The organism is Microcoleus sp. MON1_C5, from assembly GCF_036701875.1.
GTDB lineage: Bacteria > Cyanobacteriota > Cyanobacteriia > Cyanobacteriales > Microcoleaceae > Microcoleus.
In genome coordinates this window covers 72,411-93,928 of the sequence record NZ_JAUBRN010000022.1, presented here as the reverse complement: position 1 = coordinate 93,928, position 21,518 = coordinate 72,411, and the positions used below count along the sequence as shown (strand labels likewise).

19 protein-coding genes are annotated in these 21,518 nt (G+C 45.2%); 8 read left to right on the top strand and 11 right to left on the bottom strand.

What is annotated here, in order from left to right:
• Window positions 1–25 precede the first annotated feature (25 nt).
• From QUA71_RS13280 to QUA71_RS13270, 3 genes are all read right to left on the bottom strand, one after another.
• Complete coding sequence (locus QUA71_RS13280) at window positions 26–394, bottom strand: hypothetical protein (RefSeq protein WP_333285548.1); 369 nt, start codon at window positions 392–394, stop codon at window positions 26–28.
• Between the two features lie 61 nt (window positions 395–455).
• The gene (locus QUA71_RS13275) at window positions 456–1,157 is read right to left on the bottom strand and encodes a hypothetical protein (RefSeq protein WP_333216422.1); all 702 of its coding nucleotides are present in this window, start codon (window positions 1,155–1,157) and stop codon (window positions 456–458) included.
• A gap of 92 nt (window positions 1,158–1,249) precedes the next feature.
• The gene (locus QUA71_RS13270; protein ID WP_190662273.1) at window positions 1,250–1,516 is read right to left on the bottom strand and encodes a hypothetical protein; all 267 of its coding nucleotides are present in this window, start codon (window positions 1,514–1,516) and stop codon (window positions 1,250–1,252) included.
• A gap of 254 nt (window positions 1,517–1,770) precedes the next feature.
• Between QUA71_RS13270 and QUA71_RS13265 the strand changes: the two genes are divergently transcribed.
• From QUA71_RS13265 to QUA71_RS13255, 3 genes are all read left to right on the top strand, one after another.
• Entirely contained in the window at window positions 1,771–2,094 is a 324-nt protein-coding gene (locus QUA71_RS13265) for a helix-turn-helix domain-containing protein (RefSeq protein ID WP_006634885.1), read from the top strand.
• 15 nt (window positions 2,095–2,109) lie between these two features.
• Window positions 2,110–2,799, top strand: coding sequence for an ImmA/IrrE family metallo-endopeptidase (locus QUA71_RS13260; protein ID WP_333285546.1), 690 nt, complete (start codon window positions 2,110–2,112; stop codon window positions 2,797–2,799).
• Between the two features lie 108 nt (window positions 2,800–2,907).
• Entirely contained in the window at window positions 2,908–3,750 is an 843-nt protein-coding gene (locus QUA71_RS13255) for a YheC/YheD family protein (RefSeq protein ID WP_333285544.1), read from the top strand.
• A gap of 333 nt (window positions 3,751–4,083) precedes the next feature.
• Here QUA71_RS13255 and QUA71_RS13250 read toward each other — a convergent pair whose 3' ends face one another.
• Window positions 4,084–4,383, bottom strand: coding sequence for a hypothetical protein (locus QUA71_RS13250; RefSeq protein ID WP_333216416.1), 300 nt, complete (start codon window positions 4,381–4,383; stop codon window positions 4,084–4,086).
• Window positions 4,384–4,537: 154 nt separating this feature from the next.
• On the opposite strand from QUA71_RS13250, the gene QUA71_RS13245 reads away from it, so the two are divergent.
• Window positions 4,538–5,584 carry an NAD(P)-dependent alcohol dehydrogenase gene (locus QUA71_RS13245; RefSeq protein ID WP_333285542.1) on the top strand — a complete coding sequence of 349 codons (1,047 nt, stop codon included), beginning with the start codon at window positions 4,538–4,540 and terminating at the stop codon, window positions 5,582–5,584.
• Between the two features lie 309 nt (window positions 5,585–5,893).
• Here QUA71_RS13245 and argS read toward each other — a convergent pair whose 3' ends face one another.
• On the bottom strand, window positions 5,894–7,651 hold the full coding sequence (gene argS / locus QUA71_RS13240; RefSeq protein ID WP_333285540.1) for an arginine--tRNA ligase: 1,758 nt from the start codon (window positions 7,649–7,651) through the stop codon (window positions 5,894–5,896).
• Window positions 7,652–8,000: 349 nt separating this feature from the next.
• On the opposite strand from argS, the gene QUA71_RS13235 reads away from it, so the two are divergent.
• From QUA71_RS13235 to QUA71_RS13225, 3 genes are all read left to right on the top strand, one after another.
• Window positions 8,001–8,396, top strand: a complete 396-nt coding sequence (locus QUA71_RS13235) for a hypothetical protein (RefSeq protein WP_190662254.1) — start codon at window positions 8,001–8,003, stop codon at window positions 8,394–8,396.
• Between the two features lie 716 nt (window positions 8,397–9,112).
• Complete coding sequence (locus tag QUA71_RS13230; protein WP_333285537.1) at window positions 9,113–10,504, top strand: malic enzyme-like NAD(P)-binding protein; 1,392 nt, start codon at window positions 9,113–9,115, stop codon at window positions 10,502–10,504.
• Between the two features lie 426 nt (window positions 10,505–10,930).
• Window positions 10,931–14,740 carry a PAS domain S-box protein gene (locus tag QUA71_RS13225; protein WP_333285535.1) on the top strand — a complete coding sequence of 1,270 codons (3,810 nt, stop codon included), beginning with the start codon at window positions 10,931–10,933 and terminating at the stop codon, window positions 14,738–14,740.
• Window positions 14,741–14,796: 56 nt separating this feature from the next.
• On the opposite strand, the gene QUA71_RS13220 is transcribed toward QUA71_RS13225, so the two are convergent.
• From QUA71_RS13220 to QUA71_RS13200, 5 genes are all read right to left on the bottom strand, one after another.
• Window positions 14,797–16,185, bottom strand: coding sequence for a cytochrome P450 (locus QUA71_RS13220; protein WP_333285533.1), 1,389 nt, complete (start codon window positions 16,183–16,185; stop codon window positions 14,797–14,799).
• 76 nt (window positions 16,186–16,261) lie between these two features.
• Entirely contained in the window at window positions 16,262–16,444 is a 183-nt protein-coding gene (locus QUA71_RS13215) for a hypothetical protein (protein WP_333285531.1), read from the bottom strand.
• 14 nt (window positions 16,445–16,458) lie between these two features.
• Window positions 16,459–16,956 carry a GNAT family N-acetyltransferase gene (locus QUA71_RS13210; protein WP_333285529.1) on the bottom strand — a complete coding sequence of 166 codons (498 nt, stop codon included), beginning with the start codon at window positions 16,954–16,956 and terminating at the stop codon, window positions 16,459–16,461.
• Between the two features lie 92 nt (window positions 16,957–17,048).
• Window positions 17,049–17,645 (bottom strand): tRNA isopentenyl-2-thiomethyl-A-37 hydroxylase MiaE, encoded by a 597-nt coding sequence (locus QUA71_RS13205; protein WP_190662242.1) that lies wholly within the window; start codon window positions 17,643–17,645, stop codon window positions 17,049–17,051.
• Window positions 17,646–17,683: 38 nt separating this feature from the next.
• Entirely contained in the window at window positions 17,684–19,864 is a 2,181-nt protein-coding gene (locus QUA71_RS13200; protein ID WP_445243778.1) for a tetratricopeptide repeat protein, read from the bottom strand.
• Window positions 19,865–19,963: 99 nt separating this feature from the next.
• Here QUA71_RS13200 and QUA71_RS13195 point away from each other — a divergent pair, with 99 nt between their 5' ends.
• Window positions 19,964–20,629, top strand: a complete 666-nt coding sequence (locus QUA71_RS13195; RefSeq protein WP_333285525.1) for a glycosyl hydrolase 108 family protein — start codon at window positions 19,964–19,966, stop codon at window positions 20,627–20,629.
• 307 nt (window positions 20,630–20,936) lie between these two features.
• Here QUA71_RS13195 and QUA71_RS13190 read toward each other — a convergent pair whose 3' ends face one another.
• A complete protein-coding gene (locus tag QUA71_RS13190) occupies window positions 20,937–21,473 on the bottom strand; it encodes a GUN4 domain-containing protein (protein ID WP_333285523.1) in 537 nt (178 codons plus the stop codon).
• Window positions 21,474–21,518 lie beyond the last annotated feature (45 nt).

Below are 21,518 nucleotides of genomic sequence, written 5' to 3'. Positions count from 1 at the left end.
ACACTTGTGACTGAGACGTTTTCAGTTATACTAAGTTGCGGAGTTGGCTGAGAATGGCTCGGTACTTTCTGGCGGCGTCGGGTTTTTCTTCGGGATTGGCGCTGGCTAGAATTTTGAGAAGTTTCCAGCAGCGATCGCACCGATTTCCTTCCCGGCAGCCGCACTCATCAATTATACTCAAAAGTGTGCCTTTTAGCAATTGATTTTCGGCTAACAAAGCTCGGTAATTCCGCTGGACAGATTCGGCAACTAAAGTCATGTGTTGGAAGTCTTCGGTGAGACTTTCGATGTCGTTAACTGCGTCGGCTCGAATTTGGTCGATTAGCTCAAGATTCTCTTTCAAACGGCTTTCTTGCAGGTTGGGTTGGGTTTTCAGATTCGTTAATTTCTTCATTTCACTCTGCGTTGTAACAGTTATGGTAAAGGCGCGATTAAATCGCGCCTTTACAACAGAATTAGAACAAGTCAGCAGTTGATTTGTCTTCCGCTGGCGGTAGCGACATAGCGCCGTTGGAATTCAAAGCAATAGCATCGCTTTCACCGCCAGCGTGAGCAGCCATCAAGGAGGCAACTTGCTGCGCGGGCAGGTTATCTAAACACACCATCGCCCTTGTTCCTTCTAAGTCAATCATCCGCGATTGATTGCTAGAATCTGACAAAACTGCTGCGGCTTGGTCGATAACTGCCCAATCTTTCCGCTCGTTCCAAGACCATTTCAAGCTGTAGTAGTTGATCGGTTTTACTACTCCGCTGTCGTCTGGTTTCTGACCGGAATGCTTGACAAATTCGGGAATAAAAATTCCGGTTGCAGGTTCTACGCCGCGAGATTGAACTGATGCTACCAAACGGTTAAAATCGTTCAAGCTCCGGTTTTTTATGTATGTCACCATGACAACTCCTTGCGGCAATTCGCCACTTTCTGCGACAAACCACAGTTGGCCCCACAGTGTGTGGGAAGTTTGACCGAGGGAACCGAAGAATTTGGAGAATTTGAGGATTGTCATGGAACACTTGGAACCGTAGTCGGTGTCGCCAATTGTCCACTGGCCGGCCTGGCAATTGTTACGTACTGCGATCGGGATTTCCGGTACTAGCAAAGCATTGCTCGGTTTGGCACCAAATACTGAAAATGTAGGTCTTTCTTGTGTTTTAGTCATTGTTCGTTTTTCCTTAGTTCTTTATTGTTTTACGGGGAATTGGTAATTGGTAATCCGTTAAATCTCGTACATTGCTCGTGGCCGAACTTCCATTACCTAATGAGATGTGTTGTCGCTTTTGGTTCTGGATAGGTATACTCAAGCACCGCCTCTTGTTGAGCTTTGATAATCCGCAGCGCGGCGAGCAAATGCTCTAACGTTTCTAGGTGCGCTGGGGTGAAGTGGATGCTGAACCCTTCGCCATCCCGCGCGTAGCCGGGACAAACCAGTGAGGCTGAGCTTTGTTCTTCGTGGGTGGCGATGTATAGCCAGTCATCGTCTTCGAGCTTGTAATGCGTGTCTGTCCAGGTTCTCAGCATTTGCTATCTGCTCCTCCTTATTTGCTGCGTACAAGCGTTTTGACGCCCAGCGCTTCTCACTTCTCTGAAGTTGACGACGCTATATGTAGCGTGTGAGCTAGGCTAATTTGCACCTTTAACCCTACCAGTCAGGTTCTGCGAGTTGATTAAACCGTCAACTAACCTCATGGTAGCGCGGGTTGATTTTCCCGTCAAGTATTTTGTTGAACTTTTCATCAAAACAGGCTAGAATGCTTGTCAGGAGGCGAAAAACCGTGGAACAAACATTTGGAAGACTGATCCGTCAAGCTCGCAAGGACAAAGCTTACTCACAACGTGAGCTAGCTGCTATGCTAAGTGTGGATTTTACTTATTTGTCTAAGTTGGAGAACGATCGAGCGGATTATGCGCCAAAAGAGGAGGTAATCCGAGCATTAGCGCGGAATCTAGACATAAACGAAGAGGAATTGATTTTCTTGGCGGGGAGGCTGCCGCAGCAGTACGAAGCGCTGCTGAAGCAGAATCCCAAGGAAATGCAGGCTCTTTTCCGCCGAATGCAAGAAAATCCAGATTGGCTCAAACAGTCTTTTGAAGCGTAAGAGAGGCCCCTCATAGTGAGTATCTTTAAGCCGTATTGCTTCTATCCCAAAGAAACGATCGAGCGTTTTGCAAATGACATCTTGATGCAGATGCAGAAAACGCAAAATTTTGCTCCGAGATGGCCTTTTGATGCGACAACGGTTGCTGATTTTCTGGATTTGGGCGTAGTTTGGGAGTGCATTGAGCCGGATGAAGAAGGTGCGATCGCGGCGAGGATTTTGCCGCAGCAGCGGTTAATCGAAATCAACGAACAGATTCTCGAAAAACCGCCGGGTTTCATCGAATCGACGATCGCCCACGAAATCGGACACTGGGTGCTACACGTCAATCAAGACGAAGCAGACGGCACTGTGGAACAGTTGGAATTAAACTTGGGCAATGAAGGAAAAAGCGCCCAGGATGTCGAGGAACCGTTTGTTTGTCGGGGTGCGAGTGCTGATAATAAGGTTTTGTCGATCGAATGGCAAGCGCAATATTTTGCAAGCTGTTTGTTGATGCCTCGGTGTATTTTGGAGGAAAAAAGACAGGGGCGTGATTTAACTAAGTGGTCGCATTTATACAAAATGAGAGATGAGTTGGGAGTGAGCATTTCCAATTTGACAAACCGCTTGCAAGAATTCGATTGGATTTACATTCCCAAGGGAACGCGCGAGATTTATGCCGGGAAAGATGCGGCCAACGGACAGCAGCGGTTGTTTGGATAAAAGTGCGATCCTCTTCGAGGGCTGCGCTAACGAATTTGAGGTTTGAGATTTGGAAGCGATTCTCAAATCTCAAATCTTTAAAATTACTTTCTAATTAAGTTACATTTTATGCTAACCAATATTGAAATCCTGCTGGCAGCTTGTGAGGAATTAAATCTCCCTTACGAAATCCTGTATCCTTCCCAAAACTTGATTAGACTAAAACAGGGCGGCGAAGAATATTATTTTGTCAATTACATGACGCCATTTAACAGCGCGTCAGTAGCAGAGATTTTTAAAGACAAAGGATATACCTATCAACTATTAAACGGCAAAATAAATACTCCCATAACTCTCGGTTTTGTCTCGCCTCACTGCGAGGAGAAGTATAAAAAGTATTTGAGTTTCCCAGATATTGAATCAATAGTTTTAGAAGTAAACAAAAAATTCGCTTTCCCGGTGATTCTCAAAAGAAATCGCGGTGCTGGTGGCAACAATGTTTTTTTGTGTGAAACTAGAGAGCAAATTAAAGAAGCCCTAGAAATTATATTTAATGTCAACAGCAAAGATTATGACTATGTGGCGCTAGCTCAAGAATATATCGAAATTGCCCACGAATATCGGGCTGTATTCTGCAAAGAAAAGCTAGTTTTGCTGTACGAGAAAGACAAATCTCAGGCTGAATTTGCGGGCAATTTAAGCCCGCTGCACTGGGAAGGTGCAAAAGCCCAACACATAATTAACGCACATCTCATGTCTGAGATTGAAGATTTTGTTAAACCTGTTTTTGCCGAAATGGCGATTAATTATGCTGGGCTTGACATAGCAGTAGATAAAAACGGAGTATATTGGTTAATTGAAATTAACTCAAGTCCCAATTATGATATTTTTGTCAGAGATAACGATCGCCCAATTGTCGTAACAATGTTTAAAGGCATCTTGGAAACCTTAATTGTTAACAAAAAGCCGTAAATCCTCGATTTTAGAGAGGCGCTACAATTAAGTAAATTTAAATTTCCAAATAAGTAAAAACAATGACATCACAACTGTGAGAACTAGAGGGAACTTGGGAAGAGATTCTCGCCCTATCCGAAAAAATTGCCGGACGCAGAGTTGGCGTTATTGTTCTTGCTAACGAAGACGAAGAAGCACTCCCATCTCCAGAAGAAAGCTTTCGGCAAGCATGGCTGGAAATAAAGACAGGAAAAACTAGACCTGTATCGGAACTGTGGGAAGGTATTGATGCAGAGTGAGTATTTTTCAATCAAGGTTTACTTTGCTGATGAATTTCAGCGCAATTATCGTTTACGGTTGTTTTTCCTTTCTCCGACGACGATGCAGCAAACGCATCACCAGAGAAACTTTGCCAAGGCGAATCCCTTCCTGAATTCCTTCGCGTCTCCCCCGCTCAATCCCTGTCTGCACCCAACTGGTAACAATCTGCATAACCTGCTCCTGTGCCTCTGGCTCAATCCTACCAAGTTCCTCCTGAAACGCTTGCTCCTCCGACTCTGTAAGCGTTATAGCAACCGCCCCAGCGGTTGGGACGCAGCGATCCTTCATCACTCTCGGATAAATTGACGATTTTTCGAGGATACAGTCCATGAAGATTCAAGGTTTCACCCCAAAGTGACAAAAGAGGGATATAAGCCGAATGGCAGTCACAAATAGGGGAGCAAGGAGACGCGCAGAAAGAAAAGCGCTGTATTGATGTTACATAGTATCATCTTAAAAATTGTGTAAAAAATTTATGCGAAAGATGAAAGCCGCCGTTTTTGTAGAAAAAGGGCGAATCGAAATTCAAGAAAAACCAATTCCTGAGATTGGGCCTACTGATGCACTGATTAAAATCACCACGACGACAATCTGTGGCACAGATGTTCATATACTCAAAGGTGAAGTACCCGTCCAGCCTGGACGGACACTAGGACATGAACCAGTTGGCGTCATTGCAGAACTCGGCGCAGGAGTTCACGGCTATGAAATAGGACAGCGTATTCTTACTGGTGCTATAACTCCTTGTGGTCAGTGCAATTTCTGTCTTGACGGATACCAAGCGCAGTGCGGCGGTAAGCCACTGGGTGGTTGGCGCTTCGGCAATACCATTGATGGTTCTCAGGCAGAATATATGCTAGTGCCGAACGCAATCGCCAATTTGACTCCCATACCTGACGAATTAACCGACGAACAGGTGCTTATGTGTCCAGATGTTATGAGTACAGGTTTCAGTGGTGCCGAAAGCGGAAATATCAAGATTGGTGATACAGTCGCCATATTTGCCCAAGGACCAATTGGTATGAGCGCAACTGTCGGTGCCAGACTCAGAGGTGCTTCCAAAATCATTGCCGTGAGCAGCAATCCGACACGCCTGAAAATGTCCCAAATGCTTGGCTCCGACATTGTTTTAAACTATAAAGAGTGCAATCCAGTCGAAGCAATCATGGATTTGACTGATGGTCGCGGTGTAGATGTAGCAATTGAAGCACTCGGTATTCAGGAAACCTTTGAAGCCTGTTTGCGTGTGGTTAAACCCGGCGGAATTGTATCGAGTCTAGGAGTCTATTCTGGAAAACTTACCATTCCTGTAGATGCCTTTGCCGCCGGTATCGGAGATAAGAAAATTGTTACCAGTCTCTGCCCCGGTGGAAAAGAACGTATGCGGCGGCTGATAAATATCATACAGTCCGCTCGTGCCGACCTGAGACCTATGATCACGCACAGGTTTAAGCTAGATCAAATAAAAGAAGCGTATGAATTATTCGGCAATCAACGAGATGGTGTGATAAAAGTTGCCATAAACCCATAAATCCATGATTGAACGGCACTAAGTTAAGCGCGATCGCGCTTACAGAATATTCTCCTTCAATTAAGGTTTACTTTGCCGATGAATTTCAGCGATCGGATATAATCATCGAAAACACGGCAACTCTGGACACGGCAATGCCGTTTCCCTACCCCAAAATAATCATGAGCACTCGATGAGACATATAACCATCGCCTGATTAATTGTAGGGAAACGGCACTGCCGTGTCCAGATTTCGGGTAATATGATTTCTGGTTGCAGCGGTATAGTTCAAGACTTGAGGCGGTTCGTGAGTGCAAAGGGGTTAAAAAATTACATTCTTTCCAAGACCTTAATCCCCAACAACTCCAAACCCAACTTCAAAGTCCTCGCCGTCAAATCGCACAAAATCAACCGCGAAGTCCGCAAGGGTTCCTCAGCTTTCAAAACCGGACATTGCTCAAAAAATTGATTGAACTTTTGACTCAATTCAAACAAATACTGACAAATTCGATTCGGCAACAAGTCCCCGCCCACAGCATTTACAACTTCATTCAACTGTAATAAATGCTTTGCCAATACCAACTCGGCATCAGACTGCAAAATCACTTTCGCACCAGCATCTAAGTTATCAAAATTAATCTCACCTTTGCGGCGAATTCCCTGCACGCGCACGTAAGCATACAGCATATAAGGAGCGGTATTTCCTTGCAATGCGAGCATTTTGTCGTAACTAAATACATAGTTGCTGGCGCGATTTTGACTCAAATCGGCATACTTAACCGCACTCAAACCAATTGTTCGAGATACGTTAGCAATAAATTCCTCAGTTTCCTGTCTTTCCTCAGCTTTTAATCTTTCTTCTAAATCTTGGCGCGTGCGGACGATCGCCTCATCTAACAAATCCTGCAACCGCACTGTTTCGCCAGAACGAGTTTTTAATTTTTTGCCGTCTTCTCCCAATACCAAACCGAATGGAATGTGGACAATTTCGACATCTTCAGGAATCCAATTGGCTTTTCTGGCTACTGCAAATACTTGGGCAAAATGGTTTGCTTGTCCTGAATCTGTGACGTAAATTATGCGCTTTGCATTATCTTTGTGTATCCGGTAGCGCACTGCTGCTAAATCTGTTGTAGCGTAATTGTAGCCGCCGTCTGTTTTTTGGACAATTAGTGGCAGTGGTTCGCCTTCTTTGTTGGTGAAACCGTCTACAAAAACGCATTTCGCGCCGTCACTTTCTACTAGCAAACCTAGATTGGTTAAATCTTCGACTACTGCGGGCAATAATGGATTGTAAAACGATTCGCCGCGTTCGGTTAATTTGATATCCAGCAAATCGTATATTACTTGAAATTCGCGGCGAGATTGATCGCACAGCAATTTCCAAGCGCGGCGGGTGTCTTCGGCGCCTGCTTGCAGTTTTACTACTTCTTGGCGGGCGGTTTCTTTGAAGGTTTCGTCTGCGTCAAAGCGCTGTTTTGCTTGGCGGTAAAATGCGACTAAATCGCCTAAGTCTAGGGCGTCAGCGGTTGTGAGGGCTTCGGGGTGAACTTCGCGCAAGTATGCGATCAGCATTCCGAATTGGGTGCCCCAGTCGCCGATGTGGTTGATTCGGAGTACGTCGTGGCCTTGAAATTCGAGGATGCGGGCGATCGCATCTCCGATGATTGTCGATCGCAAATGTCCGACGTGCATTTCTTTGGCTATATTCGGACTCGAAAAGTCGATCGCGATTGTCTGAGGCGTTTTCGCCGGTTCAACCCCCAAACGCGAGTCGCCGGCGATCGCACTAATTTGCGCTTCCAAATAAGCCGGTTTCAGCTTCAAATTGATAAAACCCGGCCCGGCGATTTCTGGGGTTTCGCAGATGTCAGTAATATCTAGGTTTTCGATGATTGTTGAGGCGATCGCCCGTGGGGGCTTTCCTAACTTTTTCCCCAAACTCATCGCCGCGTTGCACTGAAAGTCCCCAAAGTTGGGATTGCTGGCGGCGGCTAGCATCGGATCTGCACCTGCATAACTTTCGCCGAATGCAGCGGTGAATGCTTTTTCAAATTTTGCTTTTAACTGTTGGGCGATCGAGTTCATCTTGAATATTTTGATTGGATGTTTATTTTAAACTCTAGATTCAGCACTTTTTGCCAATAATACTTTTACTACGTAAGTAATTTCCCTCTGGTTCTCTCCCTCTGGCCCTCTCCCCCTCTCCTCACCTACTAGGAAATTTTGTACTTAGCTTTGAGCTGCGGATGCGATAAAAATCACTGGCAACGCTAACACATAGTACATTTTATCACAGTTGCGATCGCTACACAAATTAAAAAATGTCACATCAAGTCCATGATCTCGATCGCTTGATCGTTTAGTTAAATCCCTTACATTAAGGTATGTTAAAATTTTTTCAATGCACCCAAAAATCCTACGAAAGGAAGCAGTTATGTTATCTCAACCTATTTTTGGCGATCGCTCTCTGACCCAAGTCTTTTATCAAGCAGTAATCGATCGCTTCTACGACGGTTTCAGTCTCTCCACCCAAGCACTATTGCGAGAGTCTACCCTCGGCTTCGCCCCTTGTCCCGATGGAGTCAAAACCTTTTTCATCATCGCGCCGAGTCTGGATGCAGCAGAGCAACTAATTGACAAAATGGACAGTATTTTGGAGCGAGTTGCCGAACTCATGGCAGGAGTCGGACAGGTTGCCCTGTGCATAGTTCCCCCCGGCAGCGAGGCAGAGCAATCAGTCGATCTGCAAAACTTAGAAAAAGTTCCCCCGGATTGTCTGGCTTGCAAATTCTTTACTATTATATGGGCCGATGCTGCGGCCGATCGATAAAATTGACAGTTAGCAACCAGCAACTGTGCAGGGTTCGGCCCAAGCTGTGCCTGTGCCGGCGCGGGATAGATTGTCTGTTAGTTACAGTCGCTGGAATTATCGGGCAAAGCGTGCAGGTAATTAGATCGTTTGCAAGGTTGCACTCGCAATCCTTGGCAAGTGTTAAACAAGCAGGCAACATATATATATCAAATGCCCGCTTGTCAGTCGCTCAGATTTTTACCTGCAGGCTCAAGCAGCCGTGCATCTACTTTTTAACTCCCCAATAAAGGCCACCAAAAAGCCGCATCAACTCTCCTGGGTGTCTCGCTTCAAAAGACAGCAGCAGGAATTAGGCGGTATCGCTGGAGAATAGACTTTTGGGAAATATCTGCTGATGTTCAGAATAAACAGAAATATTCTCAAAAATAGATAAGACTTGCGGACGTTGACCTTAGAAACCGGATTTCTAGCCCCGCGCTTCATATTCGCGGTTGGCGGCGAACTTGACAGAAAATAGGCTGTTTGTGAGCGAGTCACAAGCTATACACAGAGGAAAGCTCTACTCAAAAAAAGATGAGTTTCCCAGCGACACGCTTGGCAGTGCAGAGCGATCGTATCACAAGCTCATAGAATTTGTTAAAAATTTCAGTTGAAAATGTCAATTATTAAATTTTATGCCTAACATTGGCGATAAAATCTAAGATTGAAATTCTCAAATCTGAAATCAAGACATAATGGTAAAACTGACACCGAACCCCAGCTTTAGTTTAACAATTCGGGTTGCTCTGCCGAACCGGCCGGGAATGCTGGCAACAGTCACCAGTGCGATCGCATCTGTTGGCGGCAACTTCGGCCAAATCGATTTGATCGAGCAAACCCGCGCCACTACCATTCGCGATATCACCGTCGATGCTTACAGCACCGAGCACAACGAAGAAATACTCCAAGCAGTGAAAGCGCTGCCGGATATCAAAGTGATCGATGTGTACGATCGCACTTTCAACTTGCACCGCGGCGGAAAAATCAGCGTAGTTAGCAAAATTTCCCTCAAACGCCAGTCGGATTTGGCAATGGCCTACACCCCTGGAGTCGGCCGCATCTGCACTGCGATCGCCAATGACCCCCAACAAGTTTACAACCTCACAATCAAACAAAATACTGTTGCCATTGTTACCGACGGTAGCGCAGTTTTGGGGCTGGGAAACCTCGGCCCTGCCGCCGCACTGCCAGTCATGGAAGGCAAAGCCATGCTATTTAAAGAATTTGCAGGTATTGACGCCTTTCCTATCTGTTTGAACACCCAAGATACCGAGGAAATTATTCGCACAGTGCAGAATATCGCCCCGGTTTTTGGTGGCGTTAACCTCGAAGATATTTCTTCTCCCCGCTGCTTTGAAATCGAAGCAAGATTGCGGGAAAGCTTAGATATTCCGATCTTTCACGACGACCAGCACGGCACTGCGATTGTTAGTTTGGCAGCATTAATTAATGCCTTGAAACTCGTGAAAAAAACAATAGAAGAAGTGTGTATCGTGATTAACGGAGCGGGTGCGGCAGGAGTCGCGATCGCCCGCTTGCTGCGTAAAGCAGGTGCCCAAAACATCATCATGTGCGACTCCAAAGGCGTTCTCTCCGAAGACCGCACGGATATGAACCCAGAAAAACTAGAATTTGCAGTCGCTTCGAGCGGTACTTTGGAAGATGCGATCGCCGGTGCCGATGTATTTTTAGGGGTCAGCGCACCGGGAGTGCTCACCCGTTCGATGGTGCGTTTGATGGCGGAAAATCCCATTGTTTTTGCAATGGCAAATCCCATTCCCGAAATTCAGCCAGAATTAATTATGGAAGATGCGGCGATCATAGCAACCGGACGCAGCGACTACCCGAATCAAATTAACAATGTTTTGGCATTTCCGGGGATATTTCGAGGTGCTTTAGACTGCAAAGCAACCACGATTACGCCCAGTATGTATTTGGAAGCAGCTTACGCGATCGCCTCTTTAGTCAGTCCTTCCCAGCTTGACAAAGAGCACATTATACCGTCTGTTTTTGATGAAAGAGTTGCCATTGCTGTCGCCGGTGCAGTGCAGTTGGCCGCCAGATCCGAAGGTATTGCCCGCGATTAATAGAAGGAAGAAGGAAGAAGGAAGAAGGAAGAAGGAAGAAGGTTGGAGGGAAGATACCATGTATAAATTAATGGTCTTTGTACCAGTTTTGTACTTCTTCTTTTGTGATTTTTCTGGTTTCTTCTCATTCCCTCTTTCCTCCTCCCCGTTGATTCTTACTCATTTTTGTTTCCCCATCCTGTCTTTTTCCTCAACATCCATCCGTTAAATCCAGTACAGGGAGCGTTGCCGAACTTCCCTCGAACCTCCGATCCAACCTCTTCCTTCTTCCCTCGAACCTCAGCATCCATCCGTTACATCCGTTAAATCCGTTATACAATCCGTTGCCGAACTTCCTTCTTCTCTCTTGGTTAATGAAGGATAAAAGTTACAGCAATAAACAACGTGAAAAGATATAATTAAATAAACCAAGTCCAGCTAGGTCAGATGCAAAGCCAGTTAGGAAAAGCCAAGCGCAATCGCTCCCGCCGCCAATTGTTAGAACTCAGCCCCATAGGGCTGGCATTGTGCCGGACGGACGGGACTTTTCTCGACGTAAATCCAGCTTTTGCAAGTATTATCGGCCGCACAGTGGCAGAAACTCTTCACCTCAACTACTGGGAAATTCAGCAAACGCAGTGCGCGGATAGGTGCACGGGCCCGTGCGAAGCAGCATACAAACATAAAAACAACCATCTCGTACCCGTGCGAGTTTCTGAGCGGGCTATTGAAACAGGGGGAGAGTGCGCGATTTGGCTGAGCGCTGAAGAAATTTTTAATCCTGGGCCAGAAAATAGCAATCCGCTGGAATCAGCGCCGCCGCACCGCAGTTCACATCTGGAAAAATTGCTGGCCAAGCAGACTGCTGAACTGGAAAAAACTCAGAAACTACTCGCAGAAAAAACCGCCGAACTGGAACAGGCTCAAGAAAAATTGCGTCTCCAAAGTCAAATTATCGACCAAATTCACGAAGCGGTGATTTCTACAGATATGGACGGCTCGATCACCATTTGGAATCAAGCCTGCCAAAAGTTATACGGCTATGAAAAAACTGAGGCTATCGGACAGCACATTTCTCTAATTTACCCGCCAGAACAGCACGAATTTTTGTTAGAGCAAGTCATCAAACCGCTACAAGAAAAAGGCGAGCATGAAATAGAAGTTATAACACGCCATAAATCAGGCGAAAAAATTTCCTCGCACCTGATGCTTTCGCTCTTGAAAGACAAAACGGGAGAAGTTGTGGGAATGATGGGTTCTTTAACAGATCTCAGCATTTGCAAAGCTTTAGAACAAGAATTAGCACAGAGACAAGCACTATTTGATGCCTTTTTGAAGGAGGCGCCGGCGGGACTTTGTATTTTGGACTCCCAACTGCGGTACGTGCAAATTAATCAATTTCTAGCAGAAATAAATTGCCTGAGTCCAGCAGAGCACCTAGGCAAAAATGTACGCGAAATATTGCCGAATATCGCTCCAATTGTAGAGCCTTTGTACGAAGAAATTTTGAGGACGAAACAACCCTTAATTAATATCGAGATGAGTGGTGACAATCCCAGAAAGCCTGGGTTTGTCCGACACCTGACAGGCTCTTATTTTCCCTTGCTAGACAAAGATGGCGAGGCTCTCGGCATCGGTGCAGTCATAATTGACATTAGCGATCGCAAACAAGCAGAAGCTGCGCTGCAAAAAAGCGAACAGCTTTACCGCACTATGGCCAGCAATTTTCCTAACGGTGCGGTGATGTTGTTCGATCGAGAAATGCGCTTCACCCTGGTAGAAGGTACAGAATTAGCAGCAGTGGGGCTTTCCAAAGAATTGATGGAAGGCAAGACAATCAGGGAAGTATTCGAGCCAGATTTTTGCGCCGCTCTCGAGCAAAATTATCGGGCGGCACTGGCAGGAGAAACAGTTGTTACAGAATTTATTTACAGCGCTCGCGTTTACCTCGGTTATACTTTGCCAGTCAGAAACGAACGGCAAGAAATCATCGGCGGATTGCTAATGACTCAAAACATTACGGCTCGCCAATTAGCAGAAGAAGCGCTCAGGGAAAGCGAGGAAAAATACAGGTGTATTGTCGAGACAGCAGACGAAGGAATTTGGATCGTAGATACGGAGGGCAAAACTACTTTTGTCAACCAAAAAATGGCCGATATGCTCGGCTGCACTCCAGAGGAAATGATCGGACAGTCGCTATTTGCTTTCATGGATGCAGAAGGCATGGCGCTCGCACAAGTCAGTCTCGAACGCCGCCGTGAAGGAATTCGCGAACAGCTCGATTTTAAGTTCCTTCGCCGAGACGGCAGCGACTTGTGGGCGATGGTTTCTACTAATTCCTTGGCAGACAAACAGGGACGCTATGTGGGCGCTTTGGCAATGGTTGCCGACATTACCGATCGCAAGCAAACAGAAGCCGCATTGCAGCAGTCGGAAGCCAAATTTCGATCGCTCTACGAATTAACCAGTTTGCCTGTTTTGATGTTATATGAGAATGGCATCACCGATGCCAACACAGCCACCCTAAAACTATTTGGCTGCACTACCGCGCCACAGTTGTACGGCAAAAACCCCGGCAAACTGTCGCCTCCTTTTCAACCCAACGGCAGAGATTCTGTGAGCTTTATTAACGAAATGATGGCTCTCGCCTTTGAGCGGGGGAACCACCGTTTTGATTGGGTTCATCAGCGCTTAGACGGTACGGATTTTCCCGCAGAAGTCGTGCTGACAATCATCGAGGTTGGAAATGAAAAAATCATCCAAGCAGTTATCCAAGATTTAACGGATCGCAAACTTGCAGAAGAAACTTTAGTGCGATCGGAACAAGCGCTCAGACAACAAGCTCAGCGACAACTACTGCTCAATCAAATTGCCAACCAAATTCGCACTTCTTTAGATTTAGACACAATTGTAGAAACCGCCGTTCAAGAAATTCGCAATTTGATGCAGCTAGATTGGTGCATCTTCACTTGGTATCGCCCCAACACCAATCCTCCGGTTTGGGACGTAACTTACGAAGCGAAGAATGCTGATTTGCCGAGTATACTCGGCACTTATCCTGTAGACTACAAATCTAGTCTCGCAGTGCGACAGATTTTGCGGCGAGAAATTCTGCGAATTGATGATGTCAGCACTTTTGAAGATGTAGAATTGCGCGAACTTTTCCAGGCTTCAAAATTTCAATCCGTGCTGTCGCTGCCAATTCATACTGCTTCCGGCGATATTGGGGTGATTACCTGCTATCAGACCCTATCCATGCGAAATTGGAGCGAATCGGAAGTCGAACTGATGCAAGCGGTGGTCGCTCAAATTGCGATCGCGATCGACCACGCCGAACTCTACACCCAAACGCGCACAGCGGCCCGATTAGCTCAAGCTCAAACTCAACAGCTAGAACAAACTTTACACGAACTCCAACGCACCCAAACTCAATTAATTCAAAGTGAAAAAATGTCGAGTTTGGGCCAGTTAGTAGCAGGTGTCGCCCACGAAATTAACAATCCGGTTAATTTTATCTACGGTAATCTCAGCTACACCAGCGAATACACTCAAAACTTGCTAAAAATGCTGCAACTTTACCAGAAGGAATACCCGCAGCCTAGCGCAAGAATTGTAAATGCAAGGGAAGACTTTGAAATTGATTATCTTATTGAAGATTTACCGAAAATTTTAGCATCAATGAAAGTCGGAGCCGATCGCATCCGCGACATAGTTTTGAGCCTGCGGACTTTCTCAAGACTTGACGAAGCCGAAATGAAACAAGTTGACATTCACGAAGGCCTTGAAAGCACGCTGCTGATTTTGCAAAACCGCCTGAAACATAAACCCGAGCACCCGACAATTAAGGTGATTAAAGAATACGGTAATTTGCCTTTAGTGGAATGTTATCCCGGTCAGTTAAATCAAGTATTTATGAATTTGTTGAGCAATGCGCTAGACGCCTTGGAAATGGAGATAAAGGAATCCAATCGCACCGCCAAAAATCTCGCAATTACGATTCGCACCCAAGTAACCGACAATAACAGCGTGGCCATATGGATAGCTGACAGCGGCCCCGGGATGAGCGAAGATGTGCAAAAGCGCTTGTTTGACCCGTTTTTCACTACTAAACCCATTGGCAAAGGAACTGGCTTAGGATTGGCGATTTCGCACTCTATTATAGTAGAAAAACACGGCGGCAAACTTTCTTGCAATTCTGTATTGGGAGAAGGTTCCGAATTTGCGATCGAAATTCCTATGCGGCAAAAAATAAATTAAAACCCGTTGCATTGATATCATATCATCTCCGCTCGCTCCACCGGATTTGATAGGATTCAAATCCTACTCTTTACCACCAAACGCACACCACCAGCGGGTGCCATTGTCAAACCCCGGCGTACTGGCAAAACCGGACGATTTTCTGCAAGTTCTAAAGAGTATCGTGACAGCACTTTCGCCAATACTAACTTCATTTCAAACATTGCAAATGCCGTGCCAATACAGCGGCGGTTCCCTCCCCCAAACGGCAAATATTCGTAAGGCGAAAATTGACGTTTTAGAAAACGTTCTGGTTTAAAACGCTTTGGTTCCGGGTAAATATCCGGTCGATGGTGAACCAAATAAATGCAGGTAGAAAGTATCATTCCTTGGGGAATATTATAACCCATTAACTGCATCGGAGCTTGCAGAAGGCGCGGAAATGTAAAAAATAGGATCGGATAAATCCGCAGGGTTTCGCAACAAACAGCATTCAAATACGGGAGTTTACTTATTTCTGCCGGGTCGCAATTTTCGACATTAATAGAATTGAGTTCTTGGAGCAGTTTTCCACGGACTTCTGGGATGTAGTGAATCCAATACAAAGCCCAGGCTAAAGCTGTGGCTGTAGTTTCGTGTCCTGCGAATAAGATTGTCATTAATTCATCCCGCAATTCAACGTCGCTCATCGGCTGTCCTGCTTCGTCACTAGCGGAAATTAACAAGCTCAGGATGTCTTCTCCCAATGGTTGAGATAGAGTTTTGCGTTCGCGGATTTCTTGATAAAGCAGTTCATCTAAACGCTGTCTTTGTCGAATAAATCCTCCCCAAGGACTCCAAGCACCTAAATCTTTTTGCAACGACTTGATAAACAAAAAGGTAGCGCTTAATGGATTGCTAAACAGGCTGAACATATTAGTAATTAGTTGCTGAATTTGCTGGTAGCGTTCTCCTTCGCTCAGCCCGAAAACCGCGTGCAAAATTACTTCCAAGGAAATTTCCTGCATAGTTGATTGCGCGATAACAGAGTTACCAGGAGTCCAATTATTAATTACTTTTTCGGTGGTATTGCAGATGATTTGTCCGTAAGCTTTCATGCGTTCACCGTGAAAAGGTGGCATTAAAAGTTTGCGCTGCTGCAAATGTCGATCGCCATCTAACAACAATAACGAATTGGAGCCTACTAAAGGTAGCGCTATCTGGTTTCCCGTACCGGATTCAAAGAGTTTGGAATCGGCTGTAAAAATTTCTTGAATAGCTAAAGGATGGCTAATAATTACTTGCGGCGGAAAGTTGCTGAATTTGCTGGTAAAAAGATCGCCGTAGCGCTTATAATTATTATCTAAATAATACAGAGGATTTAAAATTCCCCGCACTGTCTGAACAAATCTAGCGCCTTTAGGGCCGTCTAGCAATTTGTTGGTAGCCTGATTTTGAGAGTGAGAGTTTTCTGTGGGGATAGTCATTTATTTTCCTCCTAGTTTTAGGGTTTCATAGGACTAATGAAAGCATAAGTCTTATTTCAAACAACTCTCAAATCCCTCAGCTATTAAAAAATACTACGCGGTAAGCATCATAAATTAGTACGGCAATAGTAGCATACAGAGTAACTCCCAGGCCAAAAGCTCGATCGAGCGGAGCTTTGAGATAGCCTATCCAAAACGCTATTCTTCCGAAAAGAAACAAAGTTGCCAAAAGTTGATGGAAACTGAGTAAATTAATCATTGTTTACACAAACCTTATTGTAGGTTTTTTCTACCTATAGATTTTACGTAAACCCGATCGCACCTTGGCGTCTCCACACCAGTTGTCGGTAGATATCCGCTATTTTCGTACATTTTCACAGCTTCTTTGAGAATGCTAGCAGTTTCAATCCAGATTTCCTCAAAGCCGCGAGCGATAATTTTACTTTCCAATTCTTGCAATAAAAATTTCCCCAAACCCTGTCCCCTTGCTGCTGGCAAAATATACATTTTGCGAATTTCCACAGCATTCTTACCGCGCTCAATCGGATAGTAAGCCGCCGTACCGACTATTTTATCCTGCCGTTCAACTACCCAAAATTCGCCGCCTTGATTGTGATAATGTAGTTCTACATCATAGACATCTCGATCTGCCCCGTGAGGTTCGCATTTTAAACCGTATTCTGCTAAAACATCCCGAATTAAATAGAACGCCTCAGCGCGATCGCGCGTTTCCCAGGAACGAATTAAAAAATCGAGATGTTGGGTTTTCATTAGTGGTTGCAACTTAATATTTATTTGTTGACTTTAGCAACTGTAAAATTATTGATTTTTTGTGTTTTACAGTCTTTAAATGCACCTAGCTCTTAACTGTGAATTCTCGGTTCAGGATGAAGTATTGCCAGCAACTCGCTCTCTACTAATGATAATTCCTCCAACCTCTGCATCACAATATCCCGATCGAAATAAGTTGTTGCCAAAATCCAATATACACCGTAATGGCGCGCCTCCGAAGCCATCAAACTGCGGTAAAACTTAGCTAATTCCGCGTCGGGACAGCGATCGCCCAGCAGCCCCAACCGTTCGTGACTGCGCGCTTCTATCAAACCAGAAACCAACAAAGAATCCAAAAGTCTTTCGGGTTCCTGCTTGCGAATTTGGGCGGACAAACCAGCACCGTAGGGAGGTGCAGCCAAAGGGCCTAAAGCAATGCTGCGCTTTTCTAACCGCTGGTTGACTTGCTCGAAATGCTCTAATTCTTCGCGGGCGATCGCCGTTAGCATCCTCACCAATTTTTCCCTTGCTGGGTAGCGAAACATTAAATTTAACGCTACTCCCGCCGCTTTCCGCTCGCAGTGAGAATGGTCTAATAAGATTGTATCCAAATGGGCGATCGCCTGTTCTACCCAAGCTTCCGAAGTCGGCTGTTTTAAAAACTTAATAGTTGGCTGTGTTGAAGTCATTAGTCATCAGTTATCAGTCATTAGTCATTAGTCAGCATTTATCCTATTTTACCTAATTTTTCAAACACCGCATACATATCACCAGCAAACTTTTTCGGATTCCACAGCGGGGACAAATTGGCTGGAAGTTTAGATTTCACCAACTGTGCTTTAATTGCATTTCTCAATTCACGTTCTTTACCCAATTTTACACCAACTTCCACATATTCCGACCAAGACCAAGCCACACCAGTTTCAATTCCCAAAGCCTGCAAGAACGAATAACCCATTCTCGACAAAAATTGCTCTCCCGTGCGAGTCACCACTGGCAAATTAAACCACAAAGCCTCTAAAGTGTGAGTTCCTCCGTTGTAAGGATAAGAATCTAACAAAACATCGGCCAGCAAATAGATAGTTCTGTGTTCTTCCTCAGTAGCAAACCTTGGCAAAAACTTAATTCGGTGCTTGCTCACTTTCTCAGCTTCGCAAGCTTGGTGATATGCAGCCTCAAACACCGCAGCATCGCCTAAAGCTTTGTGAATTAAAATACTGTTTGGCACTTGTTTGAGAATCGCAACTTGGGCTTGTACCAACTCGTGATTGAATTTTCTGCCTGGTGCAACGCACAGGTAAACTATCTGATCCAAACCGATCCGATGCGACCTTCTCAAAGCAACGGTATCGACTCCATACCTCTGAAAACCGGACACCGCTACAAAGGAATCAGGCATCCTAATTAGCTGCTCGTCATAATATTTTTCCCGCCCGGCTGGGTGCGAGTGCCAGTCTGTAAGAAAGTAATTTTCTGGCGATAGGTAAGGGGCGTCAAATCCCAGCCAAGAAACACAAACTGGTGCAGGTTTTTGGTAGAGAATGTCAGCGTGAACTGGGACGCTGAGTGAATCTAAATCAACTAAAACGTCCAATTCATCTTGCTGAATTTTGTCGATAATTTCTGCGGAATTGGCAAGTCCGTTCGGGTAGGTTGTCGGAAAAGTCAGTTTGCCCCAAGTTTCAAATTGCTGAGTGCGATCGTCAGGAATAATTCTTTCGGAAGCGTACAAATACACATTGGGTGTGATGTCGGACAATTCGCGAATGATGTCAGCGCTGCACCAACCTACAGAATGGCGGCTGAAGTGATTGGACAAAAAGCCGATTTTTAACTTGCTGGATGGGGCATTTGGTTTGAAACTGTAATTGGCGGGTTGAGAAAAATTAGGTTTAATACATTGGTCGATATACTTTTGGGCAATTAATCTGTAAAGTTGTGAGTTGGCTTCCAAGTCATCTCGCACATACGGTGTGCTGAATAACAAGTTTGCATAAAGCGATTTAATTTCCACCGGGCTAGCGGTTTCTAAGTTTTGCTGCAAGTACGACTCTAGCTCTAAAAATCGATCGCCCGCAATTTGATTTAATCCCGACACTTGATAGGTGCTGATGAAGTAAATCGCGGTCATAATTGGATCTGTCTCGCCACACATTTGGCTGTATTGGTGCACGGCTTGCCGCGCGGCAGCTAAATTGCTAGTATCTCTGAGGATGCCGCACAAATGTTGGTGGGCAGAAATAAAATCTGGTTTAATTTCTAGGGCTTTTTGAAGGTTGGGTATTGCGTCTTTAAATTGACCCTGGTGGCGCAAAACTCGGCCAATTTGACAGTATGCTTCGGCTAAATCGGGTTTGAATGCGATCGCCTGCTGCCATGCAGCCACCGCCTCATCTAACTTCCCTTGCCGCGCTAATTTATCTCCTAAATTTAAGTGAAAATCTACCTCAGCAAGCTGGGGATTGAGTTCGAGAGCTTTTTGCTCGTATGCTACCGCTGCATCCGGCTGCCCCTGCTGTTTCAGTGCCCCTGCCAAATTCCAGTAAGCAGCAGCCAAATTAGGTTTAAGTTCGATCGCCTTTTCGTAATTGACAATCGCCTCCACCAAATGCCCTTGTTTGTAGAGCATACTGCCCAAATTAGCATAAGCCTCAGCAAAATCGGGATTCAGAGCGATCGCCTCGGAATAAAACCGCATCGCTTCCTCAATTTGGCCGCTTGCTTGCTGCACATTGCCCATTGTCACGTAAGCCGCCGCCCAATCCGGTTGCAATTCCAGAGCTCGGCGACAAGCAGCGACGGCTGCTGCTAAATTGCCTTGAGAGTAATAGGTTTCTGCAACGACTGTCAGCGATGCAGCATCTTCAAATTGGGGTGTTTCGGATTGGTTGGGAAAATCGGACTTCATTTGGCGGCCTATCTGTGCTATCAAGTTAAAGGTTGAATCTATATTATTTTGCAGAGTAGCAGTTTTAGCGGAATTACGGGCGATCGTCACACAGAATTTATGAGCGACAAGCAAGCGACACAGCGCCAACATAACATCAAGTGGAAACCAAACCTCCTGTTGGGGATACTCTTGTTAACCTTAGCAATCCCCTTACCCTTTGCCCAAAAGACTTTCGCACAGCAGCAGCAGACAGCCAGCTTTCGGCAGAAATTATTTCAAACTGCTCTTTATTTCACCCTATATTTTGAGGGTGGATTCAGCAATCACCCTGCAGATAAGGGCGGCAGAACTTATAGGGGCGTCTTGCAAACGGAATACAACGCTTACCGCTACAGTCGTGGGCTTCCGCCCCTCGACGTGACGCAGATGTCGGAAGCAGAGCTCCTAGAAATTTATAAACATTACTGGGATTCGAGCCTCTCCGGCACGATGCAGCCGGCTTTGGCGATCGTCATGTTTGACACCGCCGTTAATTTCGGTATTAATAACTCAATTACCTTTCTGCAGCAAGCATTAGGATTGCCACAAACGGGAGTTTTTGACTCGCGCACCAAGGAAGCGCTGAAAGGGGCAAATAACAGAAATACCGCCCTGCAAATGATTAATGAACGAATTATTTACCGCTACAAACGGGTGCAAGAAGATCCAACTCAGATGGCTTTTTTCCGGGGTTGGTTGAGTCGCGATTATAGTTTGTGGGGCTATGTAAATAAGATTAAGTAGTTGACTGTTGACTGTTGATTGTTATTTCTTATTCTATATTTGTGGAACAGACATCTTGCCTGTGTTCTATAAATCGCGTTGCTGATTTACGGTATGAATAAACTTTTCTCCAACGTTACAAAACTCACCATACTTGGCCCATAGCAATTGGGAAATTTTTAATTCATACCTGTATTCAGCAAAACCAGCTTTTTAAAAGAAGCAGAAGTATGAAAGCAAAAGAACGTAAAACGACCTCGCGCTTTAGATACCCGACTTCTTAAAGAAGTCGGGTATCTGAGTATTCGGTTTTTTTAGGTTTGTCTACTTACTTGCCGCAATTAGCAAAAGTAGAGAACAAGTTATAACCTTGAACTTTCGACGCTTGCCATGTATTACGCCGATCGCCAAAAAAACTTGTATCTCTATCAACGTAGTTTTGCCAACCTAATGCAGCAACAGTTGGGTACTGAGCGGGAAAATCCCCTAGCAGAGGAGTGTCTCGCGAGTCAAGTTTCCATCCTACCTTTTTGCTAAATTCTTTAATTTCTTCTTCGCAAGTTTGACAATTTAAACCCTTCCCCGTCTGTTGCCAAATCTCTAACTGCGGAGTGAAGCCGTATTTATTATTGCTGTGTTGCATCCACAATTGGTCGATCGCGCGGAGGTTCGGACAAGACGTGGGGTTGTTGCGGAGTAAAGAGATGGTTTCGCGATCGGCGTCGTCCCATTTCTTAGCTTCTAATAAGGTTTGCAGTTGCCTGAATTCGCTGCTGGTTTCTTGTGCGCTAACCCGAAAAGCTGGCTGCAAAACAGCAACAGATGCGGTGATGAATACTAGGGTCAGTTTTCCAAATTTAAACATGATGCTCCTCCCGGTAAAAGTGATTTAACAAATGATTCGTTTTTA